Raw genomic sequence first — 13,262 nt, 5'->3', positions numbered from 1 at the left:
CCATGCCCGATGAAGCACCCGGCCCCGTCGACCTCGCCCGCCTTCAGGACCTGCTCGACGGCCCGTGGGCCGAGGTCCGTAACGCCCACCGCAGGCACCTCGACGAGCGTTTCCTCCCGGTGTACGGCGAGACCGGCGACCAGGCGCGTGAGCGGGTCACCCGGCTGCTCGGCGAGCTTCCCGTCAAGCTGGGTATCGCCTCGGCCTTTCCCACCCAGTACGGCGGTGGGTCCGACGTCGGTGCCTCGATCATCGCCACGGAGATGCTGGCGCAGGTCGACCTGTCGCTGATGGTGAAGGCCGGCGTGCAGTGGGGGCTGTTCGGCGGCGCGGTGGCCGCCCTGGGCACCCGACGTCACCACGACGCCTACCTCCGGGACATCATCTCCGGCCGGCTCCTGGGCTGCTTCGCGATGACCGAGACCGGGCACGGCTCCGACGTCCAACAGCTGCGCACCACCTGCGAGTACGACCCCCGGACGCAGACCTTCGACCTGCACACGCCGTACGAGGCGGCCCGCAAGGACTACATCGGCAACGCGGCCCGGGACGGGCGGATGGCGGTGGTCTTCGCGCAGTTGATCAGTAATGGGCAGCGGCACGGCGTCCACGCGTGGCTGGTGCCCATCCGCGACGAGCAGGGCAGTCCCCTGCCCGGGGTGACCATCGGCGACGCCGGTCCCAAGGCCGGTCTGCACGGGGTGGACAACGGGCGACTGAGCTTCGACCACGTGACGGTGCCCCGGGACATGCTGCTGGACCGGTACGGCCAGGTCGCGCCGGACGGTACGTACTCCAGCCCGATCGAGAACGACTCGCGGCGCTTCTTCACCATGCTCGGCACGCTGGTCCGGGGCCGGGTCAGTGTGGGCGGTGCGGCGTCGGCCGCCGCCAAGGTGGCGTTGACCATCGCGGTCCGCTACGGCGACACCCGCCGTCAGTTCAGCGCCCCCGACGCCGATCGCGAGGTGCTGCTCAACGACTACCTGGCTCACCAGCGGAAGCTGCTGCCCGCGCTGGCCACCACGTACGCGCTCCACTTCGCCCAGGCCGAGCTGATCGCCGCGGTGCACGAGGTGCAGGGCGGCGACGGCCCGGTGGACGAGCACCGGCAGCGGGAACTGGAGTCGCGCGCCGCCGGGCTCAAGGCCGCCCAGACCTGGCACGCCAGCCGCACCATCCAGCTGTGCCGCGAGGCGTGCGGCGGCGCCGGCTACCTGGCTGAGAACCGGTTGCCGGGGCTGCGGGCCGACACCGACGTCTTCACCACCTTCGAGGGCGACAACACGGTCCTGCTGCAACTGGTCGCCAAGGGGCTGCTCACCGGCTACCGGGACGAGTTCGGCTCGCTGGACGGCTGGGGGCGCGCCTCCTTCGTCGCCGAGCAGGTGCGAGAGATGGTGCTCGAACGCACCGCCGCCCGGTCGGTGATCCAGCGACTGATCAGCGCCGTGCCCGGCCGCGACGAGGAGGTCGCCGTCACCGACCGGGGGTGGCAGCTCAAGATCTTCGAGGACCGCGAGAAGCACCTGCTCGAAGGTGCGATCCGCCGCCTGCGCAACGGCGCGTCCAGCAAGCAGGACCGCCCCTTCGACATCTTCAACGACGTCCAGGACCACGTCCTCGCCGTCGCCGCCGCGCACATCGACCGGGTCACCCTGGAGGCGTTCGTCGCCGGCATCGAGGAGGCTTCCGACCCGGCGGTCCGGGCGCTGCTCTCCCGGGTCTGCGACCTGTACGCCCTGAGCGTCATCGAGTCGCACAAGGGCTGGCTGCTGGAGCACGGTCGGCTCACGCCGGGCCGCTCGAAGGCGATCACCGCCGTGGTGAACGGCCTGCTCAAGGAGTTGCGTCCGCAGATGCGGACGCTGGTGGACGGCTTCGCCATCCCGGACACCTGGTTGCACGCCGCCATCCTGCGGGAGGAACCGGGCCGTCAGGAGGTCATGACCGACCACGACACCGCCGACGCGTGAGGGCGGTTGACACAGCGGTCGCCGAAATGTGCAAAATGTTGCATGCCGATCCCTGCAGGCGTGGGTGCCGTCTCCCGGTCCCTGCTGCGCGACGACGCCTTCCGGGCGATCCGCGACGCGATCGTGAACGGCACGCTGGCCCCTGGTGAGCGGCTCAACGACGCCGAACTCGCCCAGTGGCTCGGCGTCAGCCGCACCCCGGTGCGCGAGGCGCTGACCCGGCTTGAGGAGGCCGGCCTGGTCCGCACCAAGCCCGGCCGCTACACGATGGTCAGCCCACTCGACCTGCGGGCGCTGCGCGGCGCCCAGTCGGTGACGACCGCCCTGCACGAGCTGGCGGTACGCGAGGCGCTACCCAACCTGTCCACCGCCGAACTCGACGCGATGCGCGCCGCCAACACCCGTTTCGCCCAGGCGCTACGCGCCGACGACGTCGACGCGGCCATCGCGGCCGACGACGAGTTCCACGGCGTCCTGGTGGCCGCCTCGGCGAACGCGGCACTACGGTCGGTGCTCGACCAGTTCACGCCCGCGTTGCGGCGGCTGGAACGGCTCCGCTTCGCCTCGCTCAGCGGCCGTGGTTCGGTCGCCCAGCACGAGCGGATCATCGAGTTGTGTGAAGCCGGCGACGTCGACGGCGCGGTCGCCGCCACCCGCGTCAACTGGCAGACCCTGACGCCCCTGCTGCAGACCGCGGTCGACGAGGACGAGACCTAGCAGCCGCGCCGGGAGTCCTCCGCTGCCTCGTTGACCTGCTGCGTCACCCGACAGGCGACCTCACGCAGAGCGGTGATCTGCTCCGGGGTGAGCCCGTCGATGACGAATCTGCGCACCGCGGCCACGTGCCCGGGTGCCGCGGCCACCACGAGGTCCCATCCCGCCTCGGTCAGCACCGCCCGGTTGTAGCGGGGGTTGTCCGGGTCCGGCTCGCGGCGCAGCAGCCCACGCTGTTCGAGGCGCTTGAGCACGTTCGACAACCGGGACAGCGAGCTGCTCACCTGGCTGGCCAGGGCGCTGAGCCGCAGCGTACGCCCGGGTGCCATGGACAGCCCACTGAGCACGAAGTAGTCGAACAGCGTGAGGTCGTTGTCACGTAGCAGCTGCGCGTCGAGCGCGCCGGGCAGCTTGAACATGAGGCTGGCCAAGGCGAGCCACGCCTCGCGCTCACACTCGTCCAACCACCGGGGTTCCTCCGGCATGTCGCCCAGCCTAGTCGTCGACCTGACTGCGGAGGTGAGGCATCTCGCATTCGGTTCAAGCTTGAACCTCGGAAGGCTATCGTCACTTCAAGATTGAACCTCACAGCATGGGAGTTGTCGTGACCCTGTTCCGGCTGGATGCCAGCATCCGTACCCACGGCTCGGCGAGCCGCGAGATCGCGGACATCGTCGAGGAGGAGTGGCTCGCCACGCACAGCGGCGACACGGTCCAGCGGCGCCACATCGGCGTCGACGTCCTGCCCGCGACCGCCTGGGCGGCGGCGGTCACCGCCGGGACGACCCCTCCCCAGGAGCAGACCGCCGAGCAGCGTGCGGCCGTCGCCCTCGCCACGACACTGGTCGACGAGCTGCTCGCCGCCGAGGCCATCCTGTTCGCCGTGCCGCTGTACAACTTCGGCGTGTCGCAGCACTTCAAGACGTACATCGACCTGGTCAACACGGACCAGCGGGCATTCGCCAAGCCGTTCCTGAAGGGCAAGCGGGTAGCGCTGGTCACGGTTCGGGGCGGAGCCTACGGCGACGGCACCCCCCGGGCGGGTTGGGACCACTCGACGCCGTACCTGCGTCGCATCATCGCCGACTGGTGGGGCGCCGACCTCACCGTCATCGAGCGCGAGTTCACCCTCGTCGGCGTCGACCCCACCCTCGACCCGTTCACCGACCAGGCCGCGGCGATGCACGCCAGCGCCCTACAGGCCGCCCGGGAGGCCGGGCGCGCGCTCGGCGGCGTACCGATCCCGGCCTGAGACGGCGGCGCTCGCCGCCGGAAGCGGACCCGCGAGCGGGCCGGGCAGCACCCTCGGGGTACGGCCCGCTCGCGGTCGCCACGGCTGCGCAGGCCGATCGCGGGGATCGCAGGATGGTCAGAGGGTCGGAGAGCCCGCCGAACTGGAACGCCTCGACGATGTCGCCGAGACCGACGAGCGCACCCAACGCTCTAGCCAGAGTGACCGTGTGGTCGAGCGCCGCGCCCTCTCGCGGAGGGCGTTCAGGAGTGTGTGCGTACCTGCTCGAAGTGGAACTCGCGGATGAAGCAGTCTCGGGGTTGACCCACCGCGAACACCACGCAGTCGACCACCGACTGCGCGGTGAGGTCGGCATCGGCCCGCCGTGGCCCGTCCTGGACGAAGTCCGGGGGAAAGAGGGAGATCACCCGGATTCCTTCAGGTCGGAGCCGGTGCGACAGGATCTCCGCGAACCCGGCGTGGGCGTGCTTGGCCGCGTAGAACGCGGGATGCGCGCCGGACCGGCGGTGCCCCACCTCGCCGCAGGCGGAGATCATGTTGACCACGTCGGGCCGCGACGACGCGCGCAGCAGCGACAACAGGTGTTTGGTCAGCAGTACGGTGCCGGTCCCACCCGCAGCCATCACGTTCTCGATCACGTCGTCCGAGACGTCCGCCAGGTCGTCACCTTCGACGTATGCGGCACCGTTGTTGACCAGCACGTCGAGGTGGCTCGTCCGGTCGGCCAAGGTCGCGGCGAACCCACGCACCGAATCAGGTACGGCGAGGTCACAGGAGTACGCCTCAGCCCTACCCGCCCCCCGCCGGTTGATCGCCTCCGCAACCCGCCGAGCCGCCGCCAGGTCGCGGGCGGAGAGGAATACCTGCGCGCCACGTTCGGCGAACGCCTCGGCCAGACGTCGACCCGTGCCCCGTGCCGCGCCGGTGATGGCGACCCGCAAACCGTCATGATCCATGACCGACACTGAAGCACCTCAACTGCGGTCGAGGTCAAACGACTCGCCCTGACCTCCCCCATCAGCCCCGGGCCACTCTCGGTCCGGGCCCCGGCAACGCGTGTCGTTGGTTGCGGGCAAGGCATAACGTATTGCTCATGACGCAAGACGACGGCGACCTGGACGGTCTCGTACGCAAACGGATCCGCGCCCTGCGCGTCGCACAGGGCTGGTCACTGGACGAACTGGCCAGCCGTGCCCGGCTCAGCCCGTCCTCGCTCAGCCGCATCGAGAACGGCCAGCGTCGCCTCGCCCTGGACCAACTCGTCACCCTGGCCCGAGCCCTGGACACCGCCCTGGACCAACTCGTGGAAACCGCCCCCGACGACGTCGTCACCAGCCCGATGATCGACGGCGCGCACGGGCTGATGCGCTGGCCCGTCAAGGCCGAACCGGGCATGTCCGTCGTCCGTCAGCGCCTGACCGAGCCACCGCCGGACGATCCCGCGCGCATGCGCGCCCACCCCGGGCGGGAATGGCTCGTGGTCCTGTCCGGCACGGCGGTGTTGCTGCTGGGCCAGCGCCGCTTCCGCCTGGAGACCAACCAGGCGGCCGAGTTCCCCACCATGCTGCCCCACGCCATCGGCACCGACGGCCGCCCCTGCGAGATCCTGGGCATCTTCGACCGCGACGCCCGCCGGGGACACCAGCAACGCGATAGCAAGAGTTCGAAACCGTGACTGCGGCGGCTCGTACGAACGGCACCGCCGACGCCCACAAGATCCTCTTGCCCGGCGGGCATCCTGGTCGCCCATCGTCTTGCGTAGTCGGCAAGTGATCGTGCCGCAGCCGCATGACCGCCGTAACGTCGCGGCATGACCCACGCAACCCACCACGCCGACCACCACGACGCCGGGCAGGCGGAGATCCTCGACCTCGACGCTGACGTCCTCGCGGCGCAGCTTGCCGAGATCACGGCATGGCTCCCCCTCGCCGTACCCCCGCGACAGATCGTGGACCTCGGCAGTGGCACCGGAGCGGGAACCTTCGCCCTGCTGGACCGCTTCCCCGACGCTCACGTCACCGCGGTCGACTCCTCGGCCGGACACCTTCACCGTCTGCGGGAGAAGGCGTACGCCCGGGGAGCGGCAGCCCGGGTCCGCACCGTACGGACCGACCTCGACGAGCCCGACTGGCCCGACCTCGGCACCCCGGACCTGGCGTGGGCGTCTGCCTCGATGCACCACATGGCCCACCCCAAACAGGCCCTGCGGGCGGTCCACGACCTGCTGCCCACAGGCGGGCTGTTCGCCGTCGTGGAACTGGCCGACTTCCCGCGGTTCCTCCCCGAGAACGCCCCGGAAGACCGGCCGGGCCTTGAGGAGCGCTGCCACGCCGCCAGCGACCACGTCCACGCCGGGCACCTGACCCATCGGGGCACCGGCTGGGGACCGCTGCTCACCGCCGCTGGATTCACCGTCGAAGCCCAGCGCCGAATCACCGTGAACATCGAGGCGGCGACCAAACCGGCCGTCGGTGCCTACGCCCTCCGCAGCCTCCAGCGCATCCGGCACAGCGTCGCCGACGCCCTCGCCCCGGAGGACCTCGCCGCGCTCGACCGACTACTCGACCCCGACAGCCCGCACAACGTTCTGCGCCGCAGCGACCTGAGCGTCCGGACCGAACGCACCGTCTGGGCCGCCCGCCGCACCGCCTGAACGCACGGCCACTCGCCGCGCCCAGGGAACACTCGCCCGGCGCAGTGAGCGGGCCGACACCTGTCGGGGTGTAGGCGGGCGGCATGTCGGGTACCTCGCGCCCAACCCCCGTACCCCCTGCCCTGGAGGAAACCATGACCGTCGTACTCGCCGTTGTCTGCAGCGACGGGGTGGTGATCGGCGCGGACTCCCAGATCACCGACAGCGCCCGTGGTCTGAGCTTCCCCGCCCGGAAGCTGCACCCGCTGGGCTCCCACGCCGCCTGGGGCGGCAGCGGCGCCCGGGGCGTACTCAACGATCTGCGCCCCCTCCTCGAGGACTCAGCAACCGCCATCCTCGAAGCACCCGACATCGGCGACGAGTTGCAGGACCGCGTCCTGCCCGTCTTCAAGAAGCACTACGAGAAGTACATCCCCAACGTGCCCGGCGAGGACGACGGCGGCGGGGTGTCGGCGTACCTGCTCGCAGCCGGCTACAGCCAGGACAAGCCGTGGATCGTGGAGATCAACCCCAACGGGCTCATCGGCCGCTACGAGGACGTGGGCTTCCACGCCATCGGCTCCGGCGCACCCATGGCCCAGCAGGCCGGTGCGCTGCTGTCCCACTTCCGGATGATCAAACGGTCTGTCGAGTACGGCGTGGTGAGCATCGTACGGGTGCTGGAGGCGTTGGACCGGACGTCGCCGTCGGTCGGCGGGCCGTTCAGCGTCGCGGCCATCCGCGAGGAGGGCGCCCACCACCTCGACGAGAAGGAGATCGCCAAGGCGCTGAAGGACGCCAAGCGCCTGCGCGAACTCGAACAGGAAGCGCTCGACCGGCTGTTCGACTGACGCCGGATGGCGTTGGCGTTGGCGTCGGGCAGGCACGTACCGCGTGGGGGACTCGCGCGGGTGAATCCGAGCATTCCCCGCACCGTCAAGGCCGTGGACACGTCGGAGTTGATCCGGCTCGACGCGGAGGCGATCGAGCGCGGGCTGAACCGCAACCACGGTGCGGGGTGGCTGGTGGAGTTCGCCGATCCCGAAGCAGTGCACTATCTGCGGCCGGTTCTGGTGCACCGGTTGGCGCACCGACCTGCCGTCTCGCCGCACTGGCGGTGCACACTGTTGCTGATGGTACGCGACGGCCAGCAGGTCTTTTCCCTGCTGGATGTCCTGCCGGACCCCCGGGGCCACCGATGCGGGGGTGAGTTCCTGCGGCTGCACGGCGACGTCGGCACCGTCGATGGCACGTAGTCCGAAGTCCGATGTGGTCAGGACGATCCTGCCGTAGCGCTGGGTCCGCATCAGCGGCCACACCGCCGAGCAAAGCCACCATGCCGCGTCGGCGTTGATGGCCATGGTCGCGTTGTACTCGTCGGCAGTCGCTTCGCTGATGCCGTGGTAGCGGACGATGCCCGCGTTGTGGACCAGCGCGTCGATGCGCCCGTGCTCGGTGAGCACCTCAGCGATCAGTTCCTCGCAACCATGGCGCGTCGCCAGATTCTGCACATGCACGCTGGCCCGTCCCCCGGCGTCGGCTATCGCGCCAGCCACGGCCTGGGCGGGGCCCGCATCACTACCGCTGCCGTCGCGGTCAACTCCCCCATCGTGTACGGCGACGTGCGCGCCCCTGGCCGCCAGCAGCCGAGCGTAAGCCTCGCCCAGGCCGCGCCCGGCACCAGTCACGACGACCACTTGTCCGGCGAGGTCAATCACGCACCCAGCCTGCCAGACCACCAGACGTGATGCCCCGAAGACCGACCATCTACGCGGCGTCCCCGGACTCTGCCCGGCTCGAACGACCCGCGGGATCGCGGGCGCGTTCATCCGCCGCCAGTTGCACGACCAGTACGTCGTGGTCTGCCTGGCGGCGGACGAGGCGCGGGGCGTGGCTGACGCAGGTCAGTTCGCTCGCTCCATGAGGCGTACGGCTGCGCGGTTGTTGGAGAGGGTCAGACGCCGGCCTCCTCCGCGACCCTCCTGGTCGGCGCGGCCAGAGTCGCTTTCGGTGCCCGGCGTCCCGGCATCCACCAGTTGGCCTTGCCGCACACTTCCATCACCGCAGGGACGAGGACCAGCCGAACGATGGTGGCGTCGATGAGCACGGCAACGGCCATGCCGAGTCCGCCCTGCTTGACCGCGACGTCGGGGCCGAGCAGGGAGGTGGTGAAGACGGCGATCATGATGGCGGCCGCAGCCGTGATGACCTTGGCAGTCCGCGCCAACCCCTGAGCAACGGCCGTGCGGGTGTCTCCGGTGCGCTCGTACTCCTCACGGATCCGTGAGGTCAGGAAGACCTGGTAGTCCATGGACAGGCCGAACAGCACCGGAAACATCATCATCGGTACCCAGGTCGTGACCGGCATGGCGGTGGGGAATCCAAGGGCCGGGCCGAACCATCCCCACTGGACGACCGCGACTATCACCCCGTAGGCGGCGCCGATCGACAGCAGGTTCATCACAGCGGCCTGTAGCGCGATGACGACGGACCGGACCATCGCGATCAGCAGCAGCATGGAGATCGCGATGACGACCGCGATCATCAGAGGCAGGCGCGAGCCGGACTCCTCGGCGAGATCGATGGTGCCGGCGTTCGGTCCGCCGAGGTGGACCTGTTGGCCGCCGGGTGCGTTGGGCAGCACGTTGTTGCGCAGCTCGTGCACCAGGTCCGCCGTCTTCTCGTCCTGGTACCCGGTCGTGGGGAAGGCGGTGAAGCTGACGGCCTGCCCGTCCGTACTGACCCGGGGTGGCGTGACGTAGGCGACGCCCTCAGTGTTGCTGATCGCTTCGACGACGGGACGCAGTTCGGCGTCCCTGGAGTCGGTCTCGGTGACGAAGATCAGGGGTGCTCCGTAGCCGGGACCGAAACCATCGGCGAGGATCTCGTACGAGATGTAGCTGCTCCTGTCACGGGGTTGGACGCTGGCGTCGGGCTGGCTCAGCCGCATCGACAGCGTGGGCGTGGCCAGCACCAGCAAGATCACGCTGGCCAGGATCGCGGCGACCACCGGTTTGCGCTGCACCACCCCGGACCAACGCTCGGCGAGCGTAGGGCGCCGCTGGGACGGGGCAGTCGCGGACTGGCTCCGGCGGGACGTGCGACGGGGCAGGCGCAGTGAGTTGATCTTGTGACCGATGAAGCCCAGGAACGCGGGCAACAGCGTCACTGCGGCGACCATCGTCACCAGCACGATCACCGACGTGGCGACGGCCACCCCGGTCATCAGCCGCTGCTCCATGACGACCAGGCCCAGCAAGGCGATCACGACGGTCGTACCGGCGAACAGCACCGCGCGACCGGCGGTGGTGATGGCGTTGACCGTGGCACTCTCGGGGTCATCGCCATCCTGCAGGCCGTCCTTGTAGCGGGTCACGATGAACAACGCGTAGTCGATACCGACGCCGAGCCCGATCATCGCGGCGAAGATCGAAGAGAAATCCGGCGCGGGAACAACGTGCCCGACCAGTTTCATCAGCGCGAGGCCGCCGACAATCGCCAGGAGGGCGGTCACGATCGGCAGGCCCATCGCCACCAGCGATCCGAACGCGATGAACAAGATCACTGCTGCTGCCAGGAGGCCCACGCTCTCGGCCGCACCTTGCAGGGGCGTCTCGGCCTTCTCCGCCATGTACCCGCCCAGCCCCAGCTCGACTTTGTCATCGGAGGCGGCCTTGACGGCGTCCACCAGAGGCTTGACCTCTGTTCTGGTCACATCCGTGTCGTTCAGCGGGATGGTCGTACGGGCGATCCGACGATCGCCCGTCACCAGGTTCTCGTCCTGATAGGGCGAGATCACCGGCCCGGTGACAGGCGAGCTGGCGAGTTCGGCGATGACCTTCTCGATCTTCTGCCGGGCAGCGGGCTCGTCGATTCCCCCTTCTGCCCTGATCGCGAGGGTCAGCGTGTCCCCTCGCTGCTCGGGGAAATGTTTCTCGATCAGCTGCTGCGCCCTGGCGGATGGCGAGTCTCCGCCGGAGAAGTCGTTGTCGGCGGCGGCTCCGAAGCTGAAGCCGATGAACCCCACGGCGATCACGCCGACGATCCAGACCAACAGGACCAGGCGGCGGCGCCGGTAACAGAATCGGGCCAGGCCCGCCAGCGCCCCGTCCGTGCGGGGAGCCTGGGTTCTCATCATCTTCTCCTCGATGGTTGGCTGCCGCCGATCATGTCGCCGGACGCGCCGCTGGTCGTCCCGCAGATGGATGCACTTCGCGGTGCAGCCCATGGCGTAGCCGACTGCCGCAGACGCGGCAGCCGCCGCGCGAATACCGCGCACGCGGTACACGGCCACACATCCGCCGGGCAGGAGTCACCCCGGGCCGGTCGTGGTCACCATCGCTCGACGCCGCCGGGGCCGAGAGAGAAGTTGCTGCTTTCCGCCGTACCGTGACCACATGCCGAAGCAGTGGAGGTCGGCACCACCCACACCGGGGCGATCGTGTGCGCCACAACGATCGCGGCTCGGCTGTGCAGCGCCTGCCACCACCTGGTTGACGGGTGTCTGCCGAAGGCACGATTGGCAAGCTGGGTCCGTGACCGTGCGTGTGATCATGACGGAATGATCGTCGTGGAGTTCGACGCACCCGTTGATGATGCGCCACTGCAGGTCACCGGGTTCGAGTTGGGACACGTCAGCCTAGGCTGGAACGGTGGAGCCTACAGTTCCCGCCAGCTCGGGTCCCGCGGGTTGCTGATGGTGTACCTCGCCGCCGCGGACATGCTCAACGGCGTGACGACCCTGCTGGCGCATCCCGACGCCAGTTACCTGTTCACCGGCACCTCCAGCGCGTGGAGTTTCGCCCTACGCCGTACCCGCCGTCATGGATTGCAGCTGCGCACACCCGCCGGCAGGCTGCTCTGCAGCACCTCCGAGGCTGACTACGCGATAGCGGTCTGGCGCGGCACCGAGCGGTTGCTGACAGCCGGCACACCGATCGACGGCGGCCCCATGACCGACCTGCAGGCCGCCATCGCCGCCTTCCCGGATGCGTACCGGCGCGCGTCAATCGCGGGTGGGCTGTACGACGACTGACACCGCTAACTCAGGGAGCCCAGACCGAATCCCGACAGGGGTACAAGCGGCATAAACCCGGCGCCATCAGCCCTATGTCGCACCTGCGCCTGGGCGGTCGCGGTCGACCGGCCATCCTTCCGGAAACCTTCCGGAAGTAATTGACGTGTTTGAAATGCCGTTGCAATACTCCGATCGCGATGGCATCAACTCCTGTCGAATCAAGGCCATGAGTCGTCAGGTGCCATCCGTCCCAAGGAGGACCTGCACATGTACGCCAGTATCGGTGGCTCCCGCCGCCCGTCCGCCCCCCGAAAATCGCGTCTCACCGCCCGGTTGGCCGTGCTCGCCTCCACCGCGGCGCTGACGGCCACCGGTCTCGCGGTCGCCGCCACTCCATCCAGCGCCGCCGTCTGCAACGGGTACGTCGGCATCACCTTCGATGACGGGCCGACCGGCAGTACCAACGCACTGCTGTCCGTGCTTCGCGCGAACGGCGTACGGGCGACCATGTTCAACGTCGGGCAGAACGTGCAGAGCAACCCGTCCGCCGCGCGGGCCCAGGTCGACGCGGGCATGTGGGTGGCCAACCACAGTTGGAACCACTCGTACATGACCTCGATGAACCAGAGCCAGATGCAGTCGGACCTCAACCAGACCAACAACGCGATCCAGTCAGCCACCGGCGTCCGGCCGCAGCTGTTCCGCCCGCCCTACGGGCAGACCAACTCGACCCTCCAGTCCGTCGCCGCGTCGCTTGGCCTGCGCCAGGTGATCTGGGACGTCGACTCCCAGGACTGGAACGGCGCCAGCGTGAGCCAGATCGTCTCCAACGCCAGCCGTCTCCAGGACGGCCAGGTGATCCTGATGCACGACGGCATTCAGAACACCCGCGACGCGATTCCGCAGATCATGGCAAACCTGAGCAGCCGCAACCTCTGCCCGGGCATGATTTCACCGAGCACCGGGCGAGCGGTGGCCCCGGACGGCACTCCGCCGCCTACCACTCCTCCGCCCACCACCCCGCCGCCGCCGACCACCCCGCCGCCGACCACGCCTCCGCCCGGCTCCGCCAGCCAGATCGTCGCTAGCCAGTCGGGTCGATGCATCGACGTACCCAACGCCTCACAGAACAACGGCACCCGGGTTCAGCTCTACGACTGCCACGGACAGTCCAACCAGGCCTGGACCTACACGGCAGACAAACAACTACGGGTCTACGGCAACATGTGCCTCGACGCAGCAGGCTCCGGAAACGGCGCCGCCGTCCAGATCTACGCCTGCCACGGCCAACCAAACCAGCAATGGAACGTCAACTCCAACGGCACCATCAGCGGCGTCCAGTCCGGACGCTGCCTGGACGCCTGGAGCACCGCCAACGGAGCACAGATCCAGCTCTACGACTGCCACGGCGGCACCAACCAGCGATTCAGCCTCGTCGCACGATGACCATCGCTGATCCACTGTTCTCCGGCAGCCAGCCCGACAGCCTGACCGGCTAGGCCAACACCGGAGAACCGGACCGAAACCGGGCGGGCTCGACCTCACGTCGAGCCCGCCCGGTCGGCGCCGAAGGTCGTACGACCTTCGACAAGCAGCCAAAGGGTGCCGGCCGCCAGTGCGACCGGCTCTGCTCCGGTTGCCGGCCTCTGGCGGAAGTACCGCTGACGTCGG

12 protein-coding genes and 1 pseudogene are annotated in these 13,262 nt (G+C 69.2%); 9 read left to right on the top strand and 4 right to left on the bottom strand.

Translation table 11 applies throughout. The annotated features are described in order from the left end of the window. Positions 1–2: 2 nt before the first annotated feature. Together ACLQ2S_RS05840 and ACLQ2S_RS05835 are read left to right on the top strand one after the other, a co-directional pair. Positions 3–1,976, top strand: coding sequence for an acyl-CoA dehydrogenase (locus ACLQ2S_RS05840; protein ID WP_155215449.1), 1,974 nt, complete (start codon positions 3–5; stop codon positions 1,974–1,976). Between the two features lie 42 nt (positions 1,977–2,018). Further along, positions 2,019–2,693, top strand: a complete 675-nt coding sequence (locus ACLQ2S_RS05835) for a GntR family transcriptional regulator (protein ID WP_155215450.1) — start codon at positions 2,019–2,021, stop codon at positions 2,691–2,693. Here ACLQ2S_RS05835 and ACLQ2S_RS05830 read toward each other — a convergent pair. Further along, positions 2,690–3,175, bottom strand: a complete 486-nt coding sequence (locus tag ACLQ2S_RS05830) for a MarR family winged helix-turn-helix transcriptional regulator (RefSeq protein ID WP_196222476.1) — start codon at positions 3,173–3,175, stop codon at positions 2,690–2,692. The genes ACLQ2S_RS05835 and ACLQ2S_RS05830 overlap by 4 nt on opposite strands. A gap of 107 nt (positions 3,176–3,282) precedes the next feature. Here ACLQ2S_RS05830 and ACLQ2S_RS05825 point away from each other — a divergent pair, with 107 nt between their 5' ends. Continuing rightward, the gene (locus ACLQ2S_RS05825) at positions 3,283–3,942 is read left to right on the top strand and encodes an FMN-dependent NADH-azoreductase (RefSeq protein ID WP_155215451.1); all 660 of its coding nucleotides are present in this window, start codon (positions 3,283–3,285) and stop codon (positions 3,940–3,942) included. Positions 3,943–4,184: 242 nt separating this feature from the next. Here the strand turns inward: ACLQ2S_RS05825 and ACLQ2S_RS05820 are convergent, their stop codons facing one another. Further along, positions 4,185–4,898 (bottom strand): SDR family NAD(P)-dependent oxidoreductase, encoded by a 714-nt coding sequence (locus tag ACLQ2S_RS05820; protein WP_425701268.1) that lies wholly within the window; start codon positions 4,896–4,898, stop codon positions 4,185–4,187. A gap of 137 nt (positions 4,899–5,035) precedes the next feature. Between ACLQ2S_RS05820 and ACLQ2S_RS05815 the strand changes: the two genes are divergently transcribed. From ACLQ2S_RS05815 to ACLQ2S_RS05800, 4 genes are all read left to right on the top strand, one after another. Further along, a complete protein-coding gene (locus ACLQ2S_RS05815) occupies positions 5,036–5,617 on the top strand; it encodes a helix-turn-helix domain-containing protein (RefSeq protein ID WP_155215453.1) in 582 nt (193 codons plus the stop codon). 135 nt (positions 5,618–5,752) lie between these two features. Continuing rightward, positions 5,753–6,595: a class I SAM-dependent methyltransferase gene (locus ACLQ2S_RS05810; protein ID WP_425701267.1), complete on the top strand. Its 843-nt coding sequence runs from the start codon at positions 5,753–5,755 to the stop codon at positions 6,593–6,595. A 134-nt stretch (positions 6,596–6,729) separates the two neighbouring features. Beyond that, positions 6,730–7,425 (top strand): proteasome protein, encoded by a 696-nt coding sequence (locus ACLQ2S_RS05805; protein ID WP_425701266.1) that lies wholly within the window; start codon positions 6,730–6,732, stop codon positions 7,423–7,425. Positions 7,426–7,485: 60 nt separating this feature from the next. After that, positions 7,486–7,830 carry a hypothetical protein gene (locus ACLQ2S_RS05800; RefSeq protein WP_425701265.1) on the top strand — a complete coding sequence of 115 codons (345 nt, stop codon included), beginning with the start codon at positions 7,486–7,488 and terminating at the stop codon, positions 7,828–7,830. A 36-nt stretch (positions 7,831–7,866) separates the two neighbouring features. Here the strand turns inward: ACLQ2S_RS05800 and ACLQ2S_RS05795 are convergent. Both ACLQ2S_RS05795 and ACLQ2S_RS05790 read right to left on the bottom strand, forming a co-directional pair. Then, a pseudogene (locus ACLQ2S_RS05795) lies at positions 7,867–8,403 on the bottom strand (SDR family NAD(P)-dependent oxidoreductase); the annotation flags it as partial. A gap of 125 nt (positions 8,404–8,528) precedes the next feature. Further along, positions 8,529–10,862 carry an MMPL family transporter gene (locus ACLQ2S_RS05790; RefSeq protein WP_425701264.1) on the bottom strand — a complete coding sequence of 778 codons (2,334 nt, stop codon included), beginning with the start codon at positions 10,860–10,862 and terminating at the stop codon, positions 8,529–8,531. Between the two features lie 273 nt (positions 10,863–11,135). Between ACLQ2S_RS05790 and ACLQ2S_RS05785 the strand changes: the two genes are divergently transcribed. Both ACLQ2S_RS05785 and ACLQ2S_RS05780 read left to right on the top strand, forming a co-directional pair. Beyond that, entirely contained in the window at positions 11,136–11,609 is a 474-nt protein-coding gene (locus ACLQ2S_RS05785; RefSeq protein ID WP_425701263.1) for a hypothetical protein, read from the top strand. 249 nt (positions 11,610–11,858) lie between these two features. After that, the gene (locus ACLQ2S_RS05780; RefSeq protein WP_155215458.1) at positions 11,859–13,037 is read left to right on the top strand and encodes a polysaccharide deacetylase family protein; all 1,179 of its coding nucleotides are present in this window, start codon (positions 11,859–11,861) and stop codon (positions 13,035–13,037) included. Positions 13,038–13,262: the final 225 nt, after the last annotated feature.

Source organism: Micromonospora sp. DT48 (assembly GCF_049844495.1).
Taxonomy (GTDB): Bacteria; Actinomycetota; Actinomycetes; order Mycobacteriales; family Micromonosporaceae; genus Micromonospora.
This window is presented reverse-complemented; position numbering and strand designations above follow the sequence as displayed.